Consider the following 26,665-nt stretch of genomic DNA (forward strand, 5'->3'; position numbering starts at 1 on the left):
CTATTTAATATTTAATAAGTCTGGCAGAAATGTGGATATTTGAGGAATATACGTAATCAGGAACAAAATAATGATCGAGGAGACAACGAAAGGCAAGACCCCTCTTGATATTTGTCCGATCGATGTATTGGATATCCCGGCGGCCACAAACAAGTTGAGACCTACAGGCGGTGTAAAGAGTCCGATCGCCAAGTTGACTGTCATGAACACACCGAACACGGTGGGATCCACATCAAACAACAGCACGATAGGCAGTAAAATCGGCACGAAAATATAATAGGCAGAAATTGCGTCGATAAACATCCCCGCAATCAATAGAATGATATTGATCAGCAGCAGAATAATAATTTTATTATCGGAAATACCCAGCATGACGTCGGATACCTGTGTGGCAATCTGCTCCGTCGTAATGATATACGCGTATACACTTGCCGCACTGACGATGAACATGACGACCGCTGTCTGAATGCCTGCCGCCACCAAAATATCGTACAGTTTCTTCAGTGTTAATTCGCGGTAAATGAAAAAACCAATGAACAAACTGTAGAATACGGCGACAACTGCGGCTTCTGTCGGCGTGAAAAACCCGCCGTAAATCCCGCCCAGTATAATGACCGGAATCAGCAGTCCCCAGATCGCACTGACAAATGCCTGTAAACGTTCTTTTCCGGAAGCCGGCTCTGTTTTCTGCTGAGCAGCTATCGGGCCTTCGCGCTTTTCCTGCCGGCGTCTGACAAACATGGCTGCCAGGATGAAACCTGCACCTAATAACAGTCCTGGAATCACGCCTGCCATGAACAGCCGTCCGATAGAAACAGGAATTTGATCACCTGCTACGACTGCAAAAACGATAAATGCGATACTGGGAGGTATGATAATCCCAATTGCACCCGAACTCGCAACTAAGCCGGCTGCTGTTTCGGTCTTATACCCGTTCTTTACCATGCCCGGAATCAAAATACCGCCGATTGCCGCTACAGTCGCCGGGCCGGAACCAGAGATGGCAGCAAAGAAAATCGCCGTCATCACGGTAACAAAGATAATTCCGCTTTTCCGGTGACCGACCAAAGCTTGTGCAAAATCAATCAAGCGCTTCGAGATCCCTGCGTGCTCCATAATGACGCCCGCCAAAATGAAAAACGGAATCGCAAGCAGCGTAAACTTCGCCACACTCGTATACATAATATCTGCTACTAATTCCAAGCCGAATAACCCGCTGCCTGTAAAGAGCACCACAATGGATGAGATCGCCAGCGCTACAGCAATCGGCATTCGAAGCATAACTAAGATAAAAAACAGGCCGAATAAAATAATAGCTGTCATAATGGCTGCTCTCCCTTCCCATTTTGCTGACGGAATTCCGTGATTGTTGCTTGAATGGAGCGAATCAAACAGAAGAACGCTCCAATCGGCATCGACATGGAGAACCACCATTGTGGCCAGCCAAGAGAAGGCGTTTTCTGCCCCATATCCACCTGATACTGCACCATCTTAATTCCATAAAATAAAAGAATGAAAAATAATAGCACCATCATCAAGCCTACCAAAATCGTGATGATATTCTTCAGCAGTCTGTTCCCTCTGTCGTAAATCAGCGTAAAGCCAAGGTGCGCGTATTCACGCACACCAATGGCCGTTCCGACAAATGTCAACATGACAAACAAATTTACTGTGATTTCCTCCGTAAAGGAAAATGAATAATTGGCAAACCCTCTGGACAGCACATTGACGAATGCAATGGTGGACATGATGGACAACACGATGACGACAATCCACTCTTCTAATCTATTGAGTACCTTTCCCATGTATCCACCCTCCAGTCCTTATTGGTCGCGGAACTTTTCCAACAGATCCTTGCCCCAGATATCTTCGTATTTTTCATAAACAGGCTGTACCGCTTCTGTGAACACCGCTAATTCTTCCTCAGTCGGTGCGTAAAACTGCATCCCCGCATCCTTCAGCTCGTCAATTTGCTTCGCTTCCGTTTCACGTGCCAGCTCTACTTGATATTCCGCTGCTTCTTTACCCAGCTTCTTCACCAGCTCCTGATCTTCTGCACTCATGGAGTCAAACAACTTTTTATTGATCCCTAATACAAGCGGGTCATAAGAATAGTTCCAAGTCGTCAAGTAATCCTGTACTTCGCTCAGCTTGGACGAATGAATGACATCGATCGGATTCTCCTGGCCGTCAATCGTTCCTTGCTGCAGCGCTGTAAAGACTTCGGAAAATGCCATAGTCGTTGGATCCGCACCTAAAGCACGGTATAGATCGGTATACATCGTAATTCCAGGAATACGGATTTTCAGACCTTTCATGTCAGCTGGTGACTTAATTTCCTTTTTGCTGTTGGTAATCTGACGGAAACCATTTTCCCCAAAGCCAAGCAGCTCAACGTTCTTTTCATTGAGGATTTCTGCGATGGCTTCTCCGCCGGCACCGTTGAATACTTTGTCCACGCCGTCTTTATCTTTGAACAGGAACGGTGCACTCGCTACTCCGAAACGATCATCAAGGATTGAATAGATAATCGTGGAGTGAAGGCTCAAGTCAGTCTGTCCTTTTGTCAGGAGCTCGACGCCTTTACCTTGGTCGCCGTTTGATAATTGTTCATTCGGGAAGACTTCGATATTGATCCGGCCGTCTGTTTCTTCTTTCAGGTCTTTCGATAATTTGTCTGCCGCCTGATACCAAGTGGATGAGTCATTGACAGTTACGGACATTTTCAGGTTGTAGGATTTACCCTCTGATTCCGCTTTACCGCTGTCTGCAGATGTTTCTCCTTCTTTGTCTGATGAACATGCCGCCAGCATCAGCATAGCTGATAATCCAATCGCCCCTAGTACACTCTTCTTTTTCATTTTCATTTTCATTTCCCTCCAGTTTTTTATCAGAATAACTTTTCATGAATCAAATCAACGATGTGAACAGCTCTTGATGTTTGTGAGAGTCCCTCCCTTTCTACACCTACTTTCATTTGCAGCAGACAGCCCGGGTTGGTGGTTACGATGACGGTTGCCTGTATGTCTTGCACCTCTTCCATCTTGGCGTCCAGAATGGTCATGGCCATTTCGGGCTGCAGCAAGTTATAGATACCGGCGGATCCGCAGCATAGGCGGGCACCGGGCAGTTCCACGAATACCGCATCGTTCATGGCGCGCAGGATCTCTCTAGGTTCATTGATCACGCCATTGACGTTGCGCAGGTGACAGGAATCCTGATAAGTAATCAATTCTTTTATGTCAGAACCCGGACGTGCAGCGAGTTTCTCCACGATGCCCAGCTGTACGAGCAGTGAAGAGATGTCGATCTGCTTTTCAACAAACTCTTTCGCTTTTGCTGAAAGTGCTGCGTCCTGTTCGAATAAACGGTCATATTCTGCCAGAAATGCACCGCATCCGCCTGCGTTGTTGACGATGAAGTCTACATTTTCGGCATCGAATGCTTCTAAATTCGCTTTGGCATTGCGGGTTGCGCGGTCCATCTCGCCGCTGTGCCCCTGCAGCGCACCGCAGCATTGCTGGTTTTTCGGGATGACGATTTCACAGCCGAGATATTCCAGCAGATCAATCGTGTTGCGATTCGTTTCCTGAAACATCGTATCCATCAGACAGCCGGTGAAGAACGCTACCTTCGTTTTCTTCGCTTCCGAATGAATCAGCACATTCCGGCGCTTCGGCGGATCCGGCAAGACTTTTTCCATATCCCGCATAACCGGCGGGAACAAGTCCAGAAAGCCGACTTTCCTGACCACTTTCTGCAGGCCGGATTTCTGATAGAACCGTACAAGTCCGACTGCCTGCTTCATCCGCTTCTGATCAGCGAATAGATGGTCAAATGCACCTTTACGGATGGCCTTCTCTTTCACTGACAGCTGTTTTGCCGAAACAATTGCGTCTCGTGTCTCTTCAATCAATGTTCCATACTGCACGCCGGCGGGACAGGCGGGTTCACATGCACGGCAGCCGAGACATAGATCAAATGATTCTTCAATTGATCCGTCCCATTCCACCACGCCGTCTCTCACTGCTTTCATTAAGGCGATGCGTCCCCGCGGTGACTGGGTTTCGTCATAACCTGAATGAATATATGTGGGGCAGGCAGGTAAACAGAACCCGCAGCGCATGCAGTCCATCAGCCGATTTTCATCTACGTGCGTAACGAACGCCTGCCGGATGGCTTCTGGTTGAGCGTTACTCATGCTGCACCACAATCCTTTTCTTCATATCCTTCGCAAACATCTTTCCCGGGTTCATAATATTGAGCGGATCGATCGCCTGCTTAATACTCTTCATGACAGCGATTCCTTCAGGCCCGATCTTCCACTCCAAATAAGGAGATTTCATTTCGCCTACCCCGTGTTCTCCAGTAATAGTGCCGCCGAGTTGAATGGCACGGTCGAAAATCTCGGCGAATGCCGCTTCCACACGTTCCATTTCTTCCGGATCACGTTCATCTGTCAAAATCGTGGGATGAAGATTTCCATCTCCCGCATGTCCGAATGTACAGATCAGCAGATTGTATTTGACAGCAATATTTTGAATGGTCTTCACCATCTTGGCAATTTCCGACCGCGGTACCGTCGCATCTTCCAGAATGGTCGTCGGCCGCAGACGCGCCAATGCTGATAATGCCACACGCCTTGCGATACTGAGCTGGGCCGCTTCTTCTGCTGACTTTGCCATTTGGACGGAGGTGGCACCATGCTCCATACAGAGCTGATGCACGAGCGCCATGTCTTTATCGACTACCGCCTCATCACCGTCCTGCTCTATCAGCAGCATCGCTTCACAATCAGTCGGCAAGCCGATATGCATGAAATCTTCCACTGCCTGAATCGTGCCTTTATCCAAAAACTCAAGAGTAGCCGGCACAATCTTCGCAGCGATAATGGAAGAGACCGTCTCCGCCGCTTCTTCAAGTTCATTGTAATAAGCGAGCAAGGTTTTCTTCGTCTCTGGTTCCGGAATCAAACCTAGCGTGATTTCCGCAATGACTCCAAGCGTCCCTTCTGATCCTACATACAGACTGGTCAGATCATAGCCCGCCACGTCTTTCGCCAATTTGCCGCCCGTCGTTATCACTTCACCTGTCGGCATGACGACCTTCAATGCTTTGACATAATCCCGCGTCACGCCGTATTTCAGACCACGCAGGCCGCCGGAGTTCTCGCTGACATTGCCGCCGATTGTCGATATACTCATTGAGCTCGGGTCAGGCGGATAAAACAGACCGCTCGCCGCGACCTTTTCATTGATGGTCTGGGTGATAACACCGGGTTCGACAGTAATAGTTAAATTTTCTTCATCCAGCTCCAAAATTCTGTTCATCCGATTGAAAAGCAAGACCACTCCGCCGGATGTCGGCGTCGTACCGGCCGCCAAATTTGTCCCGGATCCTCTAGGGACAATCGGCACTTGAAACTCCGCACAAACTTTGACGATTTCCTGTATATCTTCAATGGAAGAAGGTGACAGCACAATATCCGGCATCGCCTGAAAGTTGGCTGTTGCGTCATAGGAATACGCAAGCTTCTGTGCAACTGTCGTTTTCGCATGTGCCTCTCCAGTAATCGCGACTAACCGCTTCAGTATTTGTGTGTCCATCCAGCTCCTCCTTTCTAAGCGTTTGATTAATTAGTCTAATTCTAATAGTCTAACTATTTTATTCATATAGACAAGTACACAAGATTACTTGTCGAATTTTGCCGCTTAATTGTTCACACATACAAAACACTGTGTATTTAGAACTAAATTGTATGCTATTATACTAATATACTAGTAAGCGCTTACATATTTGGGTGAAAAAAAGAGAAGCAGCTGAATGATTATCCCGCTGTTTCTCCTATGACTTTTCTCTTCTTCTGACTAAATAATTTGCATTAATCCACGAAGCTATCGGTATCACCAGTGCGATGCCCATTCCTGCACAAAGAATCAAAATCATTTCAGAACTGAATATTTTAGAATTGATAATTTCTCCAATTGAATACTCCAGATCCTTGAACCAAATCAGCAGAGCTAGATAGCCTCCAAAAAAGGCGAAGAACAGTGTATTCGTATCTGTTCCCAGAATATCACGGCCGATGCTGATACCTGTTTTGAACAATTCCTTCCTGCTGATTGCAGGATTATGCCTACACACTTCATGCATGGTGGACGCAATCGAGATCGCTACATCCATAATTGCACCAATCGTACTCATAATAATGACAGAAGCTCCGATTTTCATGAAGTTCACGCCGATATAGAGCGACAGCCCCGCAATCGCCTCTTCCTCTTCCTCACCAAACCCCTGTATCATCAGTTTCTGTGAAACAAAAACAATGAAAGAAAGTACTATCACATTAGTGATCATCGTCGAAATAAAAGCAATCGTCGTTTTGCTGTTTACTTCATTAATATAGAAAAGACTGATACATCCGATCAGCGTGCTGGCAATGAACGTGATCAGAATGGGATTGGCAGATGGATCGAGCATGAAAAACATCGTAAAAAAGATTACGCCAAAATTCAAGAACAACGAAAAGAAAGACCGCGCTCCACTCTTCCCGCCAACGATTACCATCAATACGAGTAAAATTCCTGAGAGCCATACTAGTGCATTCATACTCTCGCCCTCTTTCGCTCAATGAAGAATATAGCCGTGTACAGACCGATTGGAATCGTCAGCACGATGCCGATTCCACCCGCCAATGCGCGTGCCAGCTCCAGTGACAAATTCATCGAAAGTGCAAATCCGACTGGAGAAGCATTCTTCAAATAAAGAATCAACATTGGAATCGAGCCGCTGATATAGGCAAAGAACAAAATACTTGTGATGGTCCCCATAATATCTTTACCAATTCCTATACCCGATGATCTCAGTGCTTTTATTGAGATATCACGGTCTCTTTCATATAAGGCAAAAATCGACGAGGACATAGTAATCGCCACGTCCATAATGGCACCGAGCGACCCAATGAACAGCCCCGCCATGAACACGGTATGGTAAGGACGCGTCAAAAACTGCATTTCCTCATAACGCAGACCATTTCCGGAAGTAAGCCAGATGACAAGGGCAGTCACAGACAGCGATGCAGCTGTTGCGATGAGCGTCGCTGCAATTGCCGCATATGTTTTTACATTAAACCCGCTGACGAGAAGAAGCGATATCGCGGTAAATAACAGGATACATATTCCGCAGACCAACAGCAGGCTGACGTTTGAGTAATTCACGTAGATATCCAGTGCGAAAGACAGCAGCAACACATTGATCACAAAACTGGCGATCGCCAGCAGGCCTTGCTTATGCCCGACAAGTATTAAGGTAAAGATAAAAATCCAGGCAACAACGAGCACATATTTATCACGCTTCACATCCGTAATGGTACCTGCCAGATCCCCGTCAGTCTTCGAATCAATGGAAACAAAAAGTTCGTTTCCTATACGGTATTGCTGATCATACGCACCTGAAGTGGAATATTTATTATTCAAATGGATCTGTTGGCCTTTTTCTTCGCTGTTTTTTAACACTGCTGTGATGTTCTGAATAAACAGCGTGTCTTCATTGCCGTGAAGATCTGTTACATCTATTGCCTCTTCCATTGTCGTATCGACCACCTCAGCGATCGGACGGTCATAAAATGAATAATTGTGATTGACAAAAATGAGTGAAGTAATACAGCAAAGTGCCAGGATCGAAAATATCATCCATTGCATAGTTGTAGCGTTTCTGATTTTATTCAAAATAAATCCTCCTGACACTCTTGGGATAAGACACAGGGTAAGCCTGCCATGAATAGGACGCAGGATTTTAGAAAATGATTTGTTTTCCCATTCAATTAAGAAAAACTCCGATTCCATTATAGGAAGCGAAGCACTGTTCACTTATTCATCTGCTCGTCCAGCAGTGACAACGCCAAGTAAAGCAGAAACACATCGTGTGTACTTGATACAGATAACCCCGTTAACTGCTCGATTTTCTGCAGGCGGTAGGACAGCGTGTTCTTATGGATATGCAAACGCTGCGCGGTATTTTGCATGGATTGGTTTTCCGAAAACCAGACTTTCAGGTTATGCAGCAGCTCTTCTTCTTTCATAAGCGGCGCAATAGTCCGGCTCAGAAAATCAGCTCGTGCCGCTACCGGGATGCTCTGTAATATAATTTCAAGACGCAGCTCATGCTCAAATACGATTTCACCCGATCTTTTCGAAGCACTGACTGCGCGCTCCGCCTGTCCAAATGATTTAGCCAGGTCAAAGTAATCTGTCGGTGCTCCGATCCCCGCAACGACTTGGACCTTTTTACGCCGTTTCATATGAAGCAGCAAGAAATTTAATTCATGGGCGAGAGTTTCCTGATTCATTTCAGGCAGCAGCAGCAAAATCTTGTTCTGCGCCCAGCGTATCATTTTCATGGATTTGTGGATGTTTTGAATCGATGTAAATATGTCTATTTCCTCAATCGAGAACTGTTCCAATAAATCAATCACTTCAATGACCGCTACTTGCCGATACTGTGTCACGTCAATTCCGAGCAGTGTGCCCCTCTCTCCAAATCGCTCGTCTTTCTTCATTCCCGTCAGCCAGTCAAACACGAAGAACTCCAAATCCCGTACCTTTTCATCTTTTTGCTTTCGCTTCATGGAATCTTGAATGAATAGTTCTGCAACACGTAAAATCAGCTGTGCTTGCGGCCTGATTGTCTCAGGTTCACCGGTAATGCCGAGTGCAGCAATCGGTTCATCGTCAATAATAATCGGCAGCGCGATCCCTTTACGCACACCGCGCAATCGCTCTACTTCGTCATCATCCATATAGAGCATTTCTTTCTGTCGAATGCTCAACAATGCACCTTCATGGAATTGATTGATCCGGGCAGCGTCTGTGCTCGCCTGAATAAAGCCGCGGCGGTCTGTTAAAATCACCTGCTGCTGAATCAAATTCGATATCTCTTTCACCATCTCTTGTCCTAATGTATCAAATTGGAACATCCGCTTCACCTCTGATGAAAACTGCTAGTTAGTGTTATCTTACGCCACTTCAGTTTTCATCTCAATAGGGGGCGGGAAGGAAATGCAACGTGCTTCACAATATCTTACATCCATACAATGAATATTGCTGATTAGCGCGCATAGTATGATAACGATCGGAAACTTTACTCAGGAAAGGTGCGTGTGTATGGATAAATCACACTCAGGAAATAACCGTGAAAACGATGGCAACAGTAAAAACGAGCAACTGGAGGAATTCCGTGTTCAAAATACAGGAAAGCCGTTAACAACCAACCAGTCAAAGAAACTGTCTAATGACTCGGAGCAGCTGACAGCCGGTGTACGCGGTCCGTCACTTCGTCAGGACTATGAATATTTTGAAAAAATGACCCACTTCCTTCATGAGGAAATACCTGAAAGAATCGTGCATGCGAGAGGGTACGGCGCACATGGAGAGTTTGAATGCTATGAGTCGATGAGTCAGTTCACCAAAGCATGCTTTTTACAGGAGCCCGGCAAAAAGACGCCGGTATTCGTCCGCTTCTCTACTGTGCAAGGGAGTAAGGGTTCTAAAGATACGGCAAGGGATTTGCGCTGTAAAGGAGTGAAGTTTTACACGGAGGAAGGAAATTATGATCTGACTACCATTGCCATGCCTGTATTGATCAATCAGGATGCCATGAAGTTCCCGGACATGATTCACGCTTACAAACCTGAACCCCGCACCGGAATCCCGACAGCTGCCGGTGCACATGATAATTTTTGGGATTATGTCGCGAATAATCAGGAGTCCCTTCACATGGTCATGTGGATTATGTCGGATCGGGGCATCGTGAGAAGTTATCGGATGATTGAATCCTTTTCGATCAATACGTATCTTCTGGTCAATGAAGAAGGAGTGGCCACTTTTGTCCGGTTTGTCTGGAAGCCTGTGCTCGGCGTGCATTCGCTGCTGATGGATGAGGCGCAAAAAATTGGCGGAATTGATCCGGATTACCACCGCCGTGATTTGAGGGAAGCGATTGACCGCGGAGCTTATGCAGAATATGAGCTGGGCGTTCAGCTGGTTGCGATGGAAGACGAGTTCAAATTTGATTTTGATATTCTGGACCCGGCTAAATTCTGGCCGGAAGAATTGATTCCGGTTAAGCTGATCGGCAAGATGACATTGAACCGGAACGTCGATAATGAATTTGCTGAGTTGGAGCAAGTGGCGTTCAACCCTGCAAATGTAGTTCCGGGAATCGACTTCTCCAATGACCCGGTTCTGCAGGGCCGCTTGATCGCCTACCAGAGCACCCAATATCACAGACTTGGCAGCGCAAACTTCCAGGACTTGCCGATCAACCGGCCAATCTGCCCGTTCCATAACAATACAAGACGGGGCGCTATGAGATATCGGATTGATACCGACCAAGTCAACTACCATCAAAACTCACTGGCTAATAATACTCCGTACACGACTCCGCCGGAAGAAGGCGGCTATGAATCGTATCCGAAGAAAATAGACGGCCATGCGATCCGGGCACGAAGCAAGTCGTTCGACGATTTCTTCACGCAGCCAAGAATTTTCTGGAACAGTCTGACACCTGTTGAGAAACAGCATACAATTGACGGTTTCAGCTATCAGCTCGGCAGCGTAAAAAGCAAGTCGGTGCGTCAGCAAAACGTCGATATGCTGATAAATGTAGACAGAGAATTAGCGAATACGATAGCGGACAATATCGGCGTGGACCGGCCTAGCGGAACGCCTGTGCAGGTTACGACCAGCTACCCTTCCCTCAGCCAGGCAAATACGCCGAAATATGCGTACTCTATGAAAGTCGGCGTATTGGTCGGTGACGGCTTCCCTGCGAATGAAGTTTCAGGTGCGCTTGAAACACTGAAGAAGTATGGAGTCTTTGTTGTGATTGTCAGCGACACACTGGGCACTGTTACCGGTGATGACGGAACCAAGCTAAAAGTCAACGAGACATTTATCACGACTAGCCCCTATTTGCTGGACTCTATTTATATCGTAGGCGGAACGCATAAAAATCAAAGCAGATTTGATTACGAAATTGCAGACTATCTGCGCGTAGCCTACACTCATTATAAACCGATCGGTGTAGCTTCTTCAGGCCAGGCATTCCTGGAGAAGTCCAACGAAAGCAATATGGCAGGAGTCGTATTTGCTTCAGGAAATACAAATTTCGGAGAAGAATTTGTGGCTGCCGTAGCACAGCAACGCTTTTGGGATCGAGATTAATGGCAATAACAGAAAACCACCCGTCGGGGTGGTTTTCTGTTTGTTGAGAAGTCTAAGCGGAATGTTTAATATATATTCCTAACAACCGCAGAGGCATAACTGCAGAGCGGCTATGAGCGCGGAGATCGGTTCAATGATCATGCCGGTATGCTGTATGATCACGTAGCTGAGCCGAATGATCATACAGCCGATGTCTATGAGTGGATGAGGCTGGACTATGAGCGATTGAGCGGGTACTATGATCATCCGCCAAGCTTCTTTGGCAGAAAGCCATGCTTTTCGCCAGTATGCTCACAGTAGAAGGCGACCCCTAAGCGCCGAAGAGGGGTCAAACTGCAGCATGATTCTCGCAATACGCACAAGACAAGTTATCAAGAACAGAGCCTTACGCAGATCCCTTTTAAATAATCCTTACTTCTTCTATCCCGCTGCTCCAAGCCTTCATCAGCAGCTGTAATAATTCCGCCGTTTCCAGTAATGGAGACTTTTCCAATGTGATGGAACCGCCAATCTCCGTATGTTGCTGCTGTGCAGCGAGCCGGTTAATCATCGATAGCTGTCGGTGCTTAGTCGGGGGATGTTCTGACAAATTCACAGTATCCGAAGCTTTTCGCAACTTGCCGTTTCGAATGCCGTACTGCTTGATTTCATTGCTGATTTCCTGCCACGCTTCAGAAGTATAATGCCGCTGTTCAAAATAGCTTCCATCCTGCCAGCACGAGCCTTCAAATTGCGGATAGGGTCCTTTCTCTTTCGCCAATTGCAATGAAGCTTTGATTACGTGCAGATTTATCTCTTCAGACAGCCGTTCTATAAAGGACACAGCCTGTTCGGAATGCAGTCCAATTCGTTGGCCCGCCAGCAGTTCTTCCCAGCCGGCCACTTCTATACGCACTTCCCGCCTGCGATCTTTTCTCTCCCAAAAATCCAATATACCGTTCAGTAAACGGACCTGTATGGCACAAACCTGCGCCAAAGTATTGCCGTTCATCACACGCGGCAGTTGAATAGAAGAACCTAATCTTCCGATATCAGACTGACTATCTTCCTCAAAATGAAAAACAACACCGTCACTGGCCAGCAGCTGTTTCATCAGGCCGATAGCCGATAGTTTTTTATGCGTAATGGCAGGATTCGCAACAGCCTGATGAAATGCCTCACTGTCGACATCGTGAAGAGAACAATTCATCTCGCGCCGGACTTCTTCCATATTAAATACCAGCCAGGAACCGCACGCCTTCACTTGTTCCATAAATGTATGGGGTATACGGATATGCTTCTCCTTTACTCTGCTGGATAAATACGATTGAATTCGTATATCCAGCAAATCCAACAAATGCGGCACGCTTGCAGACTGACGCTGGCTGAATGTCTTGCCGAGAAATGCCATCACCTCATCCGGCAGCGTCACATATCCCTTGCTCAATACCCAATAAGCTTCCCTGACTTTTTGCAGACGCTGGACGGTTTCCTGCTGCATGGCAGCCATCGCAATGAGCATCAGCCGTTCTTGCGGGAGTCCCATTGGCCAATCATAATGATTGCATGTGACAAATTCATTCATATATTGACGGAGCTGTCTGATGCAAAGAAGCTGATCGCGTTCAGGTACAATTTGCAGGCCCAGCCATTTAATTTCATTGGCAGAATAATGATTGACCCAGCTGCCGTATAACCCGGCTTCCAGCAGCTTTCGCACGGTATGGTGAAATCCTTCGTATGCCGGTTTTTTGCGCAATTGTTCTGCTTGTTTGTATAAAATAGTCAGCAGCGCGCGTTCATGCGGCCGCTCTTCTGTTTGTTCCAATACCTTCATCTCGCCGTCTCCTTTCGTAAACAACAAAAAACAATCATTCCGCCTCTTCGGCAGTATGATTGCAATAGTTGTGAATGAGGAAACAAAAATAAGCAACTCTAAAGTAACCATGCAAGCCGCATGATGATCAGAGACTTTTTTGCCTCCACCTCTCAACCCCCGAAGAAAGTGTCGCTTTGACGATGCGCGGCAGGTCTCCTGGCTTCACTTCATCCTTCCGCCAAGCCTTCCCATGTCTCCATAGTGGCTGTTTCTGGCGGTCGTCCGTGTGTACAGTTGCGGGGACAGCTTCGATTTCCGAATTCCCTTTTATACCTTGATAGGTACCGGCGCATCGTGCAAACTCATTTATTTGGTTTGTTCTATTTTACCACGGATGAAGGCGAAGGTGGTAGAGTATGATTTGTGACGGATGAAAGAAATAGCTATTTGTTAACAATCTCAAACAACAGCTCCGTCATCTCTTTTGAAACAGTATAAATCCTATGTGTGTCATCAACCCGCATAATTGTACTCTTCTGTCCCTTTTCACCAATCCACAAATGATATCCCTGCGTTCCGCCGTCTTCATAGGACACTTTCATATCATAATCAGAAGCCGCCGTATCGACTATGCCAGGTTGTTTCACAGCATTCAAAATTGCAGTCTGGATCAATTCAGCTGATTCTTCGTCATCTATTTCTGCATAAATATCCCCATTCACTTGACCGAAACCTTTCGACTTGGATAAGCTGAATTTTTTGATTCCACCAGCAACCTGAAATTTCACCGGCGCCTCTATTTGATACTTTTTTTCTTCGGTTCCAATTAAATTAAAGTCGGCATTACCGTCAACAACATATTGACCCGCAGGAAAGTGGCCGTTCATGACTTGTTTCATAAACGTTTTATATTCTTCAGTATCCCTGTCCAGAAAACTGCCGCTGGATTCATAATCCATACGAAGCGATTCCCCTTTTTTCAGCATGGTTCGCTCTAAAGGCATATCCATAGAGTATTCAATATCGTATTCTCTTGTTGTTTCAGTAATAGGAAAATAAAACGGCGAAGTGGCATGGGTGATTTCTACTTCATCTTGATCACCTGTATATTCTAATTCTGCATATAATTTTATCGGCTCGCTAACTTGATACTGTTGTTTTTCGGAAACTAACCGGTAGACAAAATCATCTTCGGTCACTTCTGCTTGATTTGTCACTTCCCCTAAAAGCGGTGTTCCCTGCTTTTCCTCCGTCTGCTCATTCTGCTGGCATCCCAGTAAACTGAATAATACTAAGATCAAACTGATTAACAATCGACTTTTTTTCATATCGTAAGCCCCCTTTCCCACTTAGACTCTCAAAAGTGGATAAAGTTACAAGATAAGAAAGATGCAGCATCAAAAGACTAACGGCATAACAAAACAGGGTGCCTATGCACAAAACAAGTGTGGACTTCATCACAATTGTTTCCTGTCAGGCACCCTGTATCGAATTTTCTTCGCCGGTTACATTAGTTGTTGTTCGCATAGACAGCCGCACTCCGCCAATCCTTGTACATAAGCTTCTTCCCATGTAATCCCATGGATAAAGCCATTCTCCGAGTATCCTGTGATTAAATAGAATTGCTCATTTTGCTCCGGCAGTGCTGAATTGTTTTGATAGGTATTGTTTTTCATAGAAATGACCTCCTGATTTTTAATGTTTGCACAGTATATGCCCGAACAGAGAATTTAGAAACCTATCCTTGTATTTTTACTATATGCGCCGACCTGAAAAAAGTATCCCTCTCACAAGGTCATTTGGAAGCGCTTACATATTCTGATAAAGGTATAAGGAATTTCTCTTTCTTCTACTCCGGAAATATTAGTGTGCATGATTTTCAATTCTTCCTATTCAGAACATTATACTATAAATATATTCAATTGCGCAATAGAAAATTTCAAGCTTAGTTACTAAATTAGATAAATTCATACACATATACTGCCTATATGAAAAAACCTTCTTCTGCCAAAAAGATTGGCGGAAGAAGGTTTTCTGCGTTCATTCATACTATTCTAATCGGAACCGGCCGACTACATCCTGCAATTCACCTGCAATTTCTTTCATTCGGTTGGTCGATTCCGCCACACGCTCTACTTCACTCTGCTGTGCTTCAGACGATGCACTCACTTGTTCAGCAGAAGCTGCTGTTTCTTCAGATACTGCTGAAACACTCTGAATCGCAAGCATTGCCTGATCTTTGTGTACAAGCATTTCTTCCAGCTCAGCTGCCAGTTCCATGATGGCCTGGCGCATTTGATTGGTCAATTCCACGTTTTGTGTGAATGAGACTTCTGTGCTTGTGACAGATTGGTTTTGCTCTTCCATCACCTGCATATTCGCTGTAATCACTTCTGTCGTTTGCTTTGATTCTGCTACGATTTCTTTTACAATCTCTGAAATAACGCTTGTTTCTTTCTGTGACTGTTCGGCCAGATTTCGAACTTCCTCCGCGACGACGGCGAACCCTTTACCGTGCTCACCCGCTCTTGCAGCTTCGATGCTCGCATTTAATGCAAGGAGGTTCGTCTGCGCGGTGATATCATGAATGGACGTGATGACCTGATTGATGGCACCGATTTTATTCGATAGGGTTTCCATCTGCAACTGGACCTTTTCTGTCATTTCGTTAGCCGATATATTATGCTCACGAAGCTTTTTCACTTCATACATACCTGTCTCAGTAGAAGAAACGGTTTGTTTAGACAGTTCATCCATATTTCCTGACAAGTCGGATAATGCATTAATTTGGTCCGCCAATTCAGCCATGCGGTTGCTTGTTTCTTCTGTGTCCTCGGATTGCTTGGATGCCCCGTGTGCGATTTCTGTTGTAGCCAATGAAACTTCTTCGCTCGCCGCTACAATTTCTTCAAATGCCTGATGGACATGAGCAGATGATTCGTTTAAACGGGCAGCTGCATCGCGTACCGAATAAATGGCATGATTGGTTTGATCAATCATATTATTATAGGCCTTCGAAACAGCTCCGATTTCATCATTACGAATTAACTTTTCTTCCACACTTTGCGTCATGTCACCTTTTGCCGCCGCCTCTATCGATTGCTGCAAGGAAGATAACGGCTTCAGCTGTTTGAAGATGAAGCCTGCTGTGACTACAGTCATCAAGATGACCATCACGACTGCTGCAATAATTGTAAGCCATAAAATCGCATTGAATGTTTCCAGGATTTTTGTTTTGGGAACCACCGTTTGCACAGACCATTTTTCATCGATTTGATCCAGTACGATGGGTGCAAATGTATTAAATGCTTCTTCTTTCAATGATTTTGAATCTACATACAGGGTGCTTGTTTCTAAATTATTGATTTGCTGTTTAACAGGCTCCCAATTGATGGCCTGCGCCATATTTGTACCGTTCATCTCATCCTTCAGGCTATTGGCCGTCAGACTGCCCGCGTCCGTAATAATAGAAGCATAGCCGCCTTCCGGTTCGATGTCTTTAACCAGTTCATTTAAGAAATCAATGGATATGTCCGTCGTCAGCACACCAAAAAATTCATCATTTGCGCTAACTAACGGCACGGATAATGTCGTCATCAGTACAGTTTGGCCGCCTGCATTGTATTCATATGGTTCCGTCATGACCGCGCGTTTCTCTGCTTTCGGAGTTAAATACCAATCACCTTCACCAGGCGTATCATACTCACTGAGCGCTTCTACATTGATGCTGCTTCCTTCTTTATATAAATACGGAATGAAACGTTTTGTTGGATCGACCAGGTTTTTATTAGTTTGATCGTCCAGCTTGACAGAACCTTTTTCAAAAATAGCTGCCATTCCGGTTGCATCCATATTTTTTTCCAAGTTATTTTGAATGATTGAAATGATTTCATCTGTTGAGAGGTTTCCTTGTGACTGCAGTGTCTCAAAAATGTGCTTGGTCGTATGCAGCATTTCATTCGTTTTATTAAATCGCTCGCTCAATTTTTTGGCGTTTAATTGGGTGTTTTCAACTGCAAATTCCTCGGAGTCCGACATGCTTTGATTATATAAGATTGTACTTGTGCTGATTGTGTAGATAACGAATAAAAGTAAAAATAGTCCTATGATAATTCCTGATAGCTTCCAAGCAATACTTCTGAATTTTGACACCTATTTGTTACCTCCTAATATTTTTTAGTTCCTGATACTTATTTATAATTCTTCTGCAAAAAGACCTAGTCATTATGCAAAAATATCTCCCTAAGTCTTTACTGAGACTTAGAGAGATCGCTGTGGTCAAGTCATTACGCCATTTGTCGTTCGCAAATTTCAATAACTGCCTTCACAGAATTTGCCGACTGATCGAGCGCTTTTTGTTCATCGTTCGTCAATGGAAGCTCAATAACACTTTCAATTCCGTTTCCTCCAAGGACAGTCGGAACGCCCAGATAAATGTTCTGATAACCGTATTCGCCTTCCAAATAAGCGATGGACGGCAGAATTCTTTTTTTATCTTTGATGATCGCTTCCGCCATTTCAACCAGTGCTGCTGCAGGTGCATAATACGCACTGCCGTTTCCTAATAATGACACAATTTCGCCGCCGCCTTTTCGGGTGCGCTCGACAATCGCTTCCAGCCGGTCTTCCGGGATGATTTTATCCAGCGGAATTCCGCCGGCATAAGAATACCGGACAAGCGGAACCATATCGTCACCATGCCCGCCTAAAACGAAGCCTGAAATATCCTCAATTGAAATGTTCAGTTCTTCTGATACGAACGCGTTGAAGCGTGCCGTATCGAGTACGCCGGATTGGCCGATCACCCGGTTTTTCGGGAAGCCCGTCGTCTTATAACAAACATACGTCATCGCATCGACCGGATTACTCAAAATCAGCACCGTGCTGTCCGGTGCATAGCGTTTCACCTGTTCAGAAACGGATTGCATGATTTTCGCATTGGTCGCAACGAGATCATCCCGGCTCATGCCTGGTTTTCTCGCAACACCTGCGGTAATGATGACCATGGCAGCATCTTGTATGTCTTCATAATTCGATGTACCCGTAATACGGGAGTTGAACTGCTGGACAGGACTCGTTTGAAGGAGATCCAGCGCTTTCCCTTTGGTCGGGTTGGAGAGATCCGGGATATCGACTAAGACGATGTCGCCGAGTTCTTTCTGGGCTGCCATCAACGCAACAGTCGAACCTGTGTGACCTGCTCCGATGACCGCAATTTTATGTCTTTTGAAAGCCATGGAAACAACTCCTTTCTATATAGATTGGATGTTTTTTATTGGTTTGGTGCGTTGAGATTTGATTTTGGTGCGGAGGAACGCAGTTTTGGTGCGTTCCAATGAATGTTTCGCTCGCCTCCACCAGACTTTCGCTCGCACTGATCCCGGTTTGGTTCGGTGTACAGTCACTTTGGTGCGGCAGCCGATCTTTCGCTTGCATCGATGCCACCGCAACTCACCAAGTCAGTCTTTCTTCGGCGCTTTTGCCTTTACTTCTGCCGGCTTCTTTACTTCAGGCATAACCGGCTCAGGCGGCTTCACCATTTCATACACTGAATCATCCGGACGCGGGATTACATGCGCACCGAGCAATTCGCCCACTCGTGCAGCTGCGTCACGGCCGGCGTCAACTGCTGCTTGAACTGCCCCGACGTCACCTTGAACGATGACCGTTACAATTCCGCCGTCAACCATCTCCTGTGAAACCAACTCCACATTCGAGGCTTTCACCATAGCATCTGCTGCTTCAATTGATCCAATTAACCCTTTTGTTTCAATCATTCCGATCGCTTGACTCATGTAGATCACCTCTCTTCACTTCTGTTGAATCAATAATGCCAATAATGACCGCGTCAATGGGAATCGGGTTTTCTTTCGGCAAAATAAAGCGTGAAGAACCGCCGCTCGTAATGAGCACCTCGTCACCAATTCCCGCCCCAATCCGATCTGCTGCGACCATATGGCTTTGTATACTGTTGCCGTGTGCATCAATCGGCTGGACAATCAATAGCTTAAGACCTGCCAGCCCATCTTCTTTGCGGGTTGCCCACACATTACCGATCACTCTGCCCATTCTCATGCGTAATCACCTTTTTCTACTTTCTGATGGTTATCGTTTTACCGAGTTCCCGTGCTGTATCTTTCGCAAGCGCTGTGACAATCGTACCTTTTGTGATCACAATTTCATCCTCTGAAATTGACGCAAGGTCTTCAGTGGACAGCAGCTTTTTGGTAAATTCAAACGACTGCGGAGCAGCTGCTTTTACTGGAGCAGAAGGAGCACTCTGAACTGCTGCCGGTTGAGTGCGTACCGATTCTGCCGTTTCATTCAGCTTGACGAGACGTCCGATTGTTCCCTGTGTAATAAACCCGGCATTCGCTTCATCTGTATCGATATGCATTTCCAGACGATAGCGTTCATTCACCCGAATGCGGACATTGCGGAATGAAATCGGCCGGATACCATCTGCTTCCACTGTTATATACTCCCCGTCCTGCACGCCGAAACGTGCTGCATCCGAGGGAGCCATATGGATATGCGACTGCGCGATAATGAGACCTTGCTCAATATGCACGCTGCCCTTTGGTCCGATCAACGTAATGGGAGCAGATCCTTCAATATTGCCGGATTCCCGAAGTGGAGGCTTAACGCCAAGTTTCATGGCATCCGTAAAGCTGACCTCGACTTGAGTCGCTTTTCGGACAGGCCCTAAAATCCGTACGCGTTCAATACTGCTTTTAGGTCCCGCAATCATCACCGTTTCATTGGCGGCGAATTGGCCCGGCTGTGAAAGCTCGGACCGCTGCGTCAATTCATACCCTGCGCCAAATAGTACTTCCACATGATCAGGCTGTAAATGTACGTGACGGGCGGAAACCGCAATGGGAACCGCTCGTTCCGGCAATTGAGTAGATTCTTTACCTAACTGCCCGAGGATTTCTCCGACAATTTGTTCAATCAATTGCTGATTCATTTAGTTCACGCCTTTCTACTGCGTTCGAAGTAATTATTCGCTTTTTGGCAAGATCATTTCTAATTCGTTATGCGGTCTAGGGATTACGTGTACAGAAAGCAATTCGCCGACACGCTGTGCAGATGCTGCGCCTGCGTCAGTTGCTGCTTTCACTGCGCCTACATCACCGCGTACTAGTACCGTTACGATTCCGCCGCCGACATGTACTTTACCGACTAAGTTTACGCTTGCTGCTTTTACCATTGCGTCTGCTGCTTCAATTGCACCGATTAACCCTTTAGTTTCTACCATTCCTAATGCTGTACCTTCTCTGTTCATAATTGTTTCCTCCTAATATTGTTTTATTTTGTAAGTTGTTTAACAATTTCACTGACTAAGTTTTGTACTAATGCCGGATCGATATTGCTGTTTGTCGAAGATGATACATTGTTCATCACACTGGATACGAGCTGTTCATTTGATTGAGACACCGGCTCGGAATGCTTCGGCAGCTGGACATCTTTCGTGCCGTAAGCCATCCGTTTAATGTTCAGTAAATGTTTCGCTGTCACGTTGTCGGATGTAATGTTGCCGCCGAATGTACCGCAGCCCAATGTGAATGACGGCATCAAGCCCGTCGTTCCGCCAACTGCTCCAATCGAAGACATCGTATTGACCAAAATACGTGATACCGGCATTTCCATCGCAAACTCACGCGCCACTGCATCGATTTCAGTATGAAGCGACAAGCTGTGTCCGCGTCCGCCGAGGTTCAGTAGGTCAAGACATACCTTCTTCGCGTGCTTCACGCCGTCCACCGTATACATTGCAAAAATCGGTGATAACTTTTCCAATGAAAACGGAACATTCTTGCCGACTTCCGTTTCCAAGCCAATAATTACGCGTGTGCCTTCCGGAATTGAAATTCCAGCAAGCTGCGCAATGAACTGCGGACTCTTGCCGACCACTTTCGGATTGACTTTACCTGGAACCGGTGAAATAACACCTTCCATGATCTTCTTTTCTTCATCCGATAAGATATAGGCACCGTTTTTCTTCAGCTCACGTGTGACCAGATCGACCACATGCTTATCTACCACAATTGCCTGCTCCGTTGCACAGATCGTACCGTAATCGAAGGACTTGCTATCGATAATGTCTTTTACCGCCTTCTCAATTTTTGCAGAACGCTCGATATAAACGGGTACATTACCGGGGCCTACGCCGTAAGCCGGTTTTCCTGAGCTGTACGCCGCTTTCACGAGTGCACCGCCGCCTGTCGCTACAATCAGATTGATATCTTTGTGGGACATCAACTGCTGCGTCGCTTCCATCGAAGCAAGCGTCAGACATTGAATCAAACCTTCAGGCGCGCCCGCTGCAACTGCTGCTGCGTCACAGACTTGGAGTGCCTCCTGCGTACATTTCACTGCATACGGGTGAGGGCTGACAACAATCGCATTGCGTGTTTTCAATGAAATTAGTGTCTTGAAGAATGCAGTGGAAGTTGGATTCGTTGTCGGTATAATGGCTGCGACCACACCAAATGGAGCAGCAATTTCCACAACTTTATTCAAATGGTCTTCTTTGATGATACCGACCGTTTTAAGATCTTTAATGCTTTCATATACATCACGGGAGCCGACTTCGTTCTTGATTTTCTTGTGAGCCGCTACCCCCATGCCCGTTTCGTCTACAGCCAGCTGGGCAAGACGGCCGGATTGCGCGAAAGCTGCATCCGCAACGGCTTTGACGATTTTATCGACTTGCTGCTGGGTATAGCTCATGAATTTTTCTTGTGCTTCTTTTGCTGTTTGAACGGCCGTGCGCATTTGCTGCAGGGCCAATAAATCGTTATCTACTAATTGAACCAAGTTCAAACACTCCTTTCTAGTTACTTCTGCAGTCAATAGCTCAGCGGTTCATTCGCCATATTCTGTACAGCTTCTCTGAACGCATCTGCTGCTGCCTGGCAGGAAGATTGCGTTCCTGTCAGCAGGCCGCCGCCGAAGTTTGTTTCGGAGGGAGGCGCGTACAATTCGCATAGCGTGACATCTGCTGCTTTCAAAGCAGCGTCCAGGCCAATAATTGCTTCGGCAGGCGGTGCGATCAAGTAAGCCAGTGATTGACCCACCGGTATGCCTGCCATTTCCGCCAGGTAGCTGCCGCTGCTCGAGATGGTATGTGCATAAAATGCATGATCAGGATTTCCATTGATCGCTTCGAAATAAGCTTCATTCTCGATGGTGATCCGAATGGAATCCAGACCGCTTTTCACTTCATCCGGAGAAGGTCCGGCGATTATTCCAATGAACTCGCCTGACAACGGACCGGATGAATGTGCAGCGCCTGCGTAGAAACTTTTTGCGTAGACGACTTCCACATCAGTATGTTTGGTAGCTGCATCTACTGCCGTATATCCTACGTCATCAATCGTAGTGGTCACTAAGCCTAAGCTGCGCTGATAAGGCTTCAGCTGAAACTTTTCAGCGAGTTCTGGACTGACGTTCGGGATGACTTGCATTGACAGAATATCCGCAAAGATCTTCATACGTCCATCTCCTCCTTATCCTTCTTTTTGAACAAGCTTTACGCCGCTTGCTTCATATTTCAAGATTTTCTGTATAACCGTACCAAGAAATGCACCAGCTTCAACAGGCGGAATTCCACCTTTGTGAATATTGGAGATAACCATGCGATCCGCCTCAATCGTACCGTGTCTCGGCTGATAGCAAAGATACGCACTGAGTGATTCCGCCGAAACGAGTCCCGGACGTTCGCCGATCAACATAACCACAACATCCGGTTTCAGCAATTCACCGATATCATCCATCACGGCCACTCTGCCTTTATCGACATAAAACGTGGTACCCATTTCGATATTCAAGTTATTGAGAGACTGCTGAAGTGATAAGTAGACGTCTTCCAAGTTTTCCTCGATCGCTTTTGCACTCAGACCGTTGGACGCAACAATCTGAACAACCGGAGATTTTTTGCAGCGCTCTTGTATCGTTGTTTTCGCTTCATCGGAAAGCTTTCGTCCAAGGTCAGGGCGCCGGATATATTCTTCCTTATCCGCCACTTTGGACTGGACTTGGAATAACCCTAAACCTTCAAGCAAATTATCCGGAACTTCTCCGAATACCGCGTCGACAGCTGCCGCATGGTCCAGACGAAACTTCAGCCACGTATCGGTTTTAGGACGCGATCCTGCCCGGCCGACACCTATTCGCGCCGGGGTCTTTTTGCGATACTCCGCCAAGTGATCTTCTTTCGGCTGCTCTGCTTCAGCTTTTGGTTTGCCAAATGCCGTAGTCGGTTTCGGTTTCACAGTCGCAATATTGCGCTGCGGCTTTGCTTCCCCGGTTGTACTGTGGAATGTTACTGCACCGCTTGGTGAAGCCTGCGGTGTTTCAGCTGCCAAATGACCGGCCGGCTGCTGTGAAAACAACTGAACCTTTTGTTCATCGGCCGGCTGCTGTGCCGTTTGTCCGCCGTTTGCCGCTTCCAGTTTCTCCACAACCATTTTAGTAATCTGCTGAATCAATTCTTCGTTCAAATCCATCCACCTCCTATCGATTGAACATGGTGAGGTCTCCGGCACGCTTGCTCAATCTGCCGTTTTCATAGATCCCCATCTTTTCGAGCCACTGTAAGTATTCAGGTGCCGGTGTCTTGCCTAATGTTTGAAGGACTGTCGCCACATCATGATAGCTCATCGACTGGTAATTCAGCATGACATCATCGCCCATTGGTGCAGCAATGATGAAGTTCACGCCGGCAGCAGTCAGCAAAATACTTAAATCTTCAATATCGTTTTGATCCGCTTTAATATGGTTCGTATAGCAAATATCCACACCCATCGGCAGTCCGTGCAGCTTGCCCATGAAATGATCTTCGAGACCGGCGCGGATGACCTGTTTATTGTTATATAAGTACTCCGGCCCAATGAAGCCGACCACTGTGTTGACGATAAACGGATCATAGTGTCTTGCGAAACCATAGTTGCGGGCTTCCATTGTTACCTGATCGACGCCGTAATGCGCCTCTGCAGATAACTCGGATCCCTGTCCTGTTTCGAAATACAATGTTTGCGGACCCGTACCCGTGCCTTGTTTCAGCGATACCTCTTTTGCTTCCGCAATTAATTCTGCTGAAATTCCGAATGAACGGTGAGCCTTTTCTGTTCCTGCGATACTCTGGAAAATCATATCTGCCGGAGCTCCCTGCTCAATCGCTTTCATTTGGGTCGTCACGTGTGCGAGTACACAGTTCTGCGTGGGAATTTCCCAGTCATTAATAAAATCTTTTGTCGCATGCAACACGCGCTTTACACTTTCTACGGAGTCGTCTACCGGATTGATCCCGATGACAGCATCACCGATTCCGTAGGACAGACCCTCTTTCAGCGAAGTAATGATACCGTCGATATTGTCTGTCGGATGATTTGGCTGCAAGCGGGATGATAATGTTCCTTTATGCCCGATCGTAATATTACACGTCGAAAGGATTTCAATTTTATTGGCCGCATGCACTAAATCCAGATTCGACATCAGCTTCGTCACTGCCGCGATTACTTCAGAAGTCAATCCGCGGCTGAGACGTTTCAGTTCCCGGTCACCCACTTCATTGCTTAAAATGTACTCCCGGAGTTCCGCGATACTCCAATTTTGGATTTCGCTGTAGACTCTTTCGTTGATATCATTTTCAATAATCAGCGAGACCTCATCGTCTTCGATCGGAATCAATGGATTATTGCGGATATCACTGACCAGCAGCTCACTGACGACTGTTTTGGCGGCAATGCGCTCCTGCACGGTTTCCGCTGCAATTCCTGCGAGGCGGTCACCGGACTTCTCTTCGTTTGCTTTTGCAAGCACTTCTTTCAGGTCGGAGAATATGTATCGTTCCCCGCCTAATGTAGCCGATAAATTCACGTGCGATGCCTCCTTTACGTTGTGTGGAAGGTTAAGGTTTTTACTACGACGGGCACGACGCCCGACGCCAATATTTTTCCTATATCGATGTAATCGCCTGTCTCCACATTAATTTGATCAATGCAAATTACACTTTGTTTCACTTGTAACGCGGCTAATGTCTGGCCAAGCACTTTGGCGTGGTCCGACTGGATAACCAGAATGATCGGCTGTTCGGGCCTGGGCCGCTGATCCATGATCTGCACGATTGCTTTCGCCAATGTCTGCACATCACGAAATCCGAGATACGGCAGATTGGATAGATACAGCGCGAAGTTCTGCCCTTCTTTTGCAGAATCATATAGAGCGACCGCTTGCTCAATCGCTTTTTCAAAATTAGATAACCCGGCAGCCAGATCGGCTTCAAAATCATATTGATAGATCGGTATATTTTTTAATGGCAGTTCATGCGGCGCCACTTGGATGGTCGCTCCGCTTATTTCTGTCGTCTGCGTACCTGCGCCAAGCACTGTCGCACGAACGGTTTCGACAGGCTCCTGCCAAGTGAATTGCTGCAGCGATCGATTGTTCAATAATGCATCGGCAAGCTGAATTCCAATGTCATCATACTGCGCCGCCTGCTCTTCATCTGAAGAATGGCGATACATGCATTCAGATATTCCGCCTGAGAATACGATAGTATCAACAGGCTTTGCCCAGTTGGGTTCATGACCGAGCAGCAGCACTTGATCTTGCGCATGCACTTCTTTTTTTAAGATACGGGCCATCGCCTCCGCCATATAAACCGTGACGAATTTGACTGCCGCTGCACTTTGCGGATCACCGGCTTGCAGCGAGTAACCTTGATCTTTCAGCAGCTGCTCGACGGGAGGTGAGATTGTTCGGACTTTGCCTTGTGCAAACTCGATCAATCGGCCGCCGATGTGCATCGTGCACGTGCCAAGCAACTGTTTGTTTTGGTAGACTGCAATATTTGCCGTTCCCCCGCCAATATCGATATTCGCAATGACTCGGCTGCTTTTTTTGCCTGACTCTTCGTAGCTGCCTGAACCTTTTGCTGCAATGATGCCTTCTAAATCAGGTCCCGCCGTTGCCACAAGAAAATCTCCTGCTTCGTCCGACAGCTGATGAAGCATCTCACTGGCATTTCGCTTGGTAGCCGTTTCACCCGTAATAATGACAGCGCCTGTCTCAATTTGAGAAGGTTGAATTCCCGCCTTCTCATATTCCGAGCGAATGATTTCCTGAACACCCGCTACGTTAATCGTTACCGCATCTTGCAGCGGCGTTCGGAAGACCGGGCTTTTGTATAATATTTCTTTGTCCGTTATTTCAATTCTCGGCACATGCGCTGCTCCCGCAACATTCCGCAAAGAGAACCGGCTGATAATCAGCTTCGTCGTGCTTGTGCCAATATCAATGCCTGCACTGATGATAGTTTCGTGCTTATTGAAATTGCTCACGCCCACACCTCTTTCTGAATTACCTTCCAATAAATTTTGTGCCTCATATTGTTGAATTGCCATTGTTTTCGTCGTGGTTGGTGCGGTGAATCATTGTTTTGGTTCGGTGCCGCTTGCGTTTGGTGCGGCCGTCCGCCGTTTTGGTTCGGTTCCCTCTGCTTTTGGCTCGCTTCCACGTCATTTTGGAGCAATTTCAGCGGTTTTTGGCGCGGCCCTTCATCGTTTTCGTTCGGCACCTGCATTTTCCGGCAAGCCCTCCAACGCCTGTCGAGGCTAAACGGCGCTTTCCGCTTTTG

The 26,665-nt window shown here is 46.5% G+C and carries 23 protein-coding genes and 1 riboswitch; of the genes, 1 reads left to right on the forward strand and 22 read right to left on the reverse strand.

Annotated elements, in window-relative coordinates; translation table 11 throughout:
- The 8 genes from NCCP2331_RS00385 to NCCP2331_RS00420 form a co-directional block, all read right to left on the reverse strand.
- The gene (locus NCCP2331_RS00385) at positions 1-1,323 is read right to left on the reverse strand and encodes a TRAP transporter large permease (RefSeq protein WP_251667813.1); all 1,323 of its coding nucleotides are present in this window, start codon (positions 1,321-1,323) and stop codon (positions 1-3) included.
- Positions 1,320-1,805, reverse strand: coding sequence for a TRAP transporter small permease (locus NCCP2331_RS00390; RefSeq protein WP_153721700.1), 486 nt, complete (start codon positions 1,803-1,805; stop codon positions 1,320-1,322). Before NCCP2331_RS00390 ends, NCCP2331_RS00385 begins: the two co-directional genes overlap by 4 nt.
- Before the next feature lie 18 nt (positions 1,806-1,823).
- Positions 1,824-2,873: a DctP family TRAP transporter solute-binding subunit gene (locus NCCP2331_RS00395; RefSeq protein ID WP_153721699.1), complete on the reverse strand. Its 1,050-nt coding sequence runs from the start codon at positions 2,871-2,873 to the stop codon at positions 1,824-1,826.
- 17 nt (positions 2,874-2,890) lie between these two features.
- A complete protein-coding gene (locus NCCP2331_RS00400) occupies positions 2,891-4,201 on the reverse strand; it encodes a (Fe-S)-binding protein (protein ID WP_251667815.1) in 1,311 nt (436 codons plus the stop codon).
- The gene (locus NCCP2331_RS00405; protein WP_251667817.1) at positions 4,194-5,606 is read right to left on the reverse strand and encodes an FAD-binding oxidoreductase; all 1,413 of its coding nucleotides are present in this window, start codon (positions 5,604-5,606) and stop codon (positions 4,194-4,196) included. The genes NCCP2331_RS00400 and NCCP2331_RS00405 overlap by 8 nt, the downstream gene beginning before the upstream one ends.
- Before the next feature lie 238 nt (positions 5,607-5,844).
- Positions 5,845-6,609, reverse strand: a complete 765-nt coding sequence (locus tag NCCP2331_RS00410; RefSeq protein ID WP_251667819.1) for a YibE/F family protein — start codon at positions 6,607-6,609, stop codon at positions 5,845-5,847.
- On the reverse strand, positions 6,606-7,700 hold the full coding sequence (locus NCCP2331_RS00415; protein WP_251667941.1) for a YibE/F family protein: 1,095 nt from the start codon (positions 7,698-7,700) through the stop codon (positions 6,606-6,608). Before NCCP2331_RS00415 ends, NCCP2331_RS00410 begins: the two co-directional genes overlap by 4 nt.
- Before the next feature lie 164 nt (positions 7,701-7,864).
- Positions 7,865-8,974 carry a CdaR family transcriptional regulator gene (locus tag NCCP2331_RS00420; protein ID WP_153721695.1) on the reverse strand — a complete coding sequence of 370 codons (1,110 nt, stop codon included), beginning with the start codon at positions 8,972-8,974 and terminating at the stop codon, positions 7,865-7,867.
- Positions 8,975-9,161: 187 nt separating this feature from the next.
- Here NCCP2331_RS00420 and NCCP2331_RS00425 point away from each other — a divergent pair, with 187 nt between their 5' ends.
- Positions 9,162-11,222 carry a catalase gene (locus NCCP2331_RS00425; RefSeq protein WP_153721694.1) on the forward strand — a complete coding sequence of 687 codons (2,061 nt, stop codon included), beginning with the start codon at positions 9,162-9,164 and terminating at the stop codon, positions 11,220-11,222.
- Positions 11,223-11,622: 400 nt separating this feature from the next.
- On the opposite strand, the gene NCCP2331_RS00430 is transcribed toward NCCP2331_RS00425, so the two are convergent.
- The 14 genes from NCCP2331_RS00430 to NCCP2331_RS00495 all read right to left on the reverse strand — a co-directional run bounded on the left by NCCP2331_RS00430 (position 11,623) and on the right by NCCP2331_RS00495 (position 26,369).
- The gene (locus NCCP2331_RS00430; RefSeq protein ID WP_194841092.1) at positions 11,623-13,038 is read right to left on the reverse strand and encodes a ribonucleoside-diphosphate reductase subunit alpha; all 1,416 of its coding nucleotides are present in this window, start codon (positions 13,036-13,038) and stop codon (positions 11,623-11,625) included.
- A 171-nt stretch (positions 13,039-13,209) separates the two neighbouring features.
- Positions 13,210-13,385: riboswitch (cobalamin riboswitch) on the reverse strand.
- Positions 13,386-13,463: 78 nt separating this feature from the next.
- Positions 13,464-14,348 (reverse strand): YhfM domain-containing protein, encoded by an 885-nt coding sequence (locus NCCP2331_RS00435; RefSeq protein WP_153721692.1) that lies wholly within the window; start codon positions 14,346-14,348, stop codon positions 13,464-13,466.
- A gap of 177 nt (positions 14,349-14,525) precedes the next feature.
- Positions 14,526-14,696 carry a hypothetical protein gene (locus tag NCCP2331_RS00440; protein ID WP_153721691.1) on the reverse strand — a complete coding sequence of 57 codons (171 nt, stop codon included), beginning with the start codon at positions 14,694-14,696 and terminating at the stop codon, positions 14,526-14,528.
- 373 nt (positions 14,697-15,069) lie between these two features.
- Positions 15,070-17,172 carry a methyl-accepting chemotaxis protein gene (locus NCCP2331_RS00445; RefSeq protein WP_153721690.1) on the reverse strand — a complete coding sequence of 701 codons (2,103 nt, stop codon included), beginning with the start codon at positions 17,170-17,172 and terminating at the stop codon, positions 15,070-15,072.
- A 134-nt stretch (positions 17,173-17,306) separates the two neighbouring features.
- Entirely contained in the window at positions 17,307-18,257 is a 951-nt protein-coding gene (gene mdh / locus NCCP2331_RS00450; RefSeq protein ID WP_153721689.1) for a malate dehydrogenase, read from the reverse strand.
- Between the two features lie 222 nt (positions 18,258-18,479).
- Complete coding sequence (locus tag NCCP2331_RS00455; RefSeq protein ID WP_153721688.1) at positions 18,480-18,815, reverse strand: BMC domain-containing protein; 336 nt, start codon at positions 18,813-18,815, stop codon at positions 18,480-18,482.
- A complete protein-coding gene (locus NCCP2331_RS00460; protein ID WP_153721687.1) occupies positions 18,790-19,095 on the reverse strand; it encodes a EutN/CcmL family microcompartment protein in 306 nt (101 codons plus the stop codon). Before NCCP2331_RS00460 ends, NCCP2331_RS00455 begins: the two co-directional genes overlap by 26 nt.
- 16 nt (positions 19,096-19,111) lie before the next feature.
- Complete coding sequence (pduL, locus tag NCCP2331_RS00465; RefSeq protein ID WP_153721686.1) at positions 19,112-19,990, reverse strand: phosphate propanoyltransferase; 879 nt, start codon at positions 19,988-19,990, stop codon at positions 19,112-19,114.
- A 33-nt stretch (positions 19,991-20,023) separates the two neighbouring features.
- Complete coding sequence (locus NCCP2331_RS00470) at positions 20,024-20,308, reverse strand: BMC domain-containing protein (RefSeq protein WP_009499205.1); 285 nt, start codon at positions 20,306-20,308, stop codon at positions 20,024-20,026.
- 23 nt (positions 20,309-20,331) lie between these two features.
- The gene (locus tag NCCP2331_RS00475; protein WP_194841095.1) at positions 20,332-21,801 is read right to left on the reverse strand and encodes an aldehyde dehydrogenase family protein; all 1,470 of its coding nucleotides are present in this window, start codon (positions 21,799-21,801) and stop codon (positions 20,332-20,334) included.
- A gap of 74 nt (positions 21,802-21,875) precedes the next feature.
- A complete protein-coding gene (gene eutL, locus NCCP2331_RS00480; RefSeq protein ID WP_153721684.1) occupies positions 21,876-22,520 on the reverse strand; it encodes an ethanolamine utilization microcompartment protein EutL in 645 nt (214 codons plus the stop codon).
- Between the two features lie 15 nt (positions 22,521-22,535).
- The gene (eutC, locus tag NCCP2331_RS00485; RefSeq protein ID WP_376776784.1) at positions 22,536-23,534 is read right to left on the reverse strand and encodes an ethanolamine ammonia-lyase subunit EutC; all 999 of its coding nucleotides are present in this window, start codon (positions 23,532-23,534) and stop codon (positions 22,536-22,538) included.
- Positions 23,535-23,541: 7 nt separating this feature from the next.
- Positions 23,542-24,906: an ethanolamine ammonia-lyase subunit EutB gene (locus NCCP2331_RS00490; RefSeq protein WP_153721682.1), complete on the reverse strand. Its 1,365-nt coding sequence runs from the start codon at positions 24,904-24,906 to the stop codon at positions 23,542-23,544.
- Positions 24,907-24,920: 14 nt separating this feature from the next.
- Positions 24,921-26,369 carry an ethanolamine ammonia-lyase reactivating factor EutA gene (locus NCCP2331_RS00495; protein ID WP_153721681.1) on the reverse strand — a complete coding sequence of 483 codons (1,449 nt, stop codon included), beginning with the start codon at positions 26,367-26,369 and terminating at the stop codon, positions 24,921-24,923.
- Between the last annotated feature and the right edge of the window lie 296 nt (positions 26,370-26,665).

This window comes from Sporosarcina sp. NCCP-2331 (genome assembly GCF_023707945.1).
Lineage (GTDB): Bacteria > Bacillota > Bacilli > Bacillales_A > Planococcaceae > Sporosarcina > Sporosarcina cascadiensis.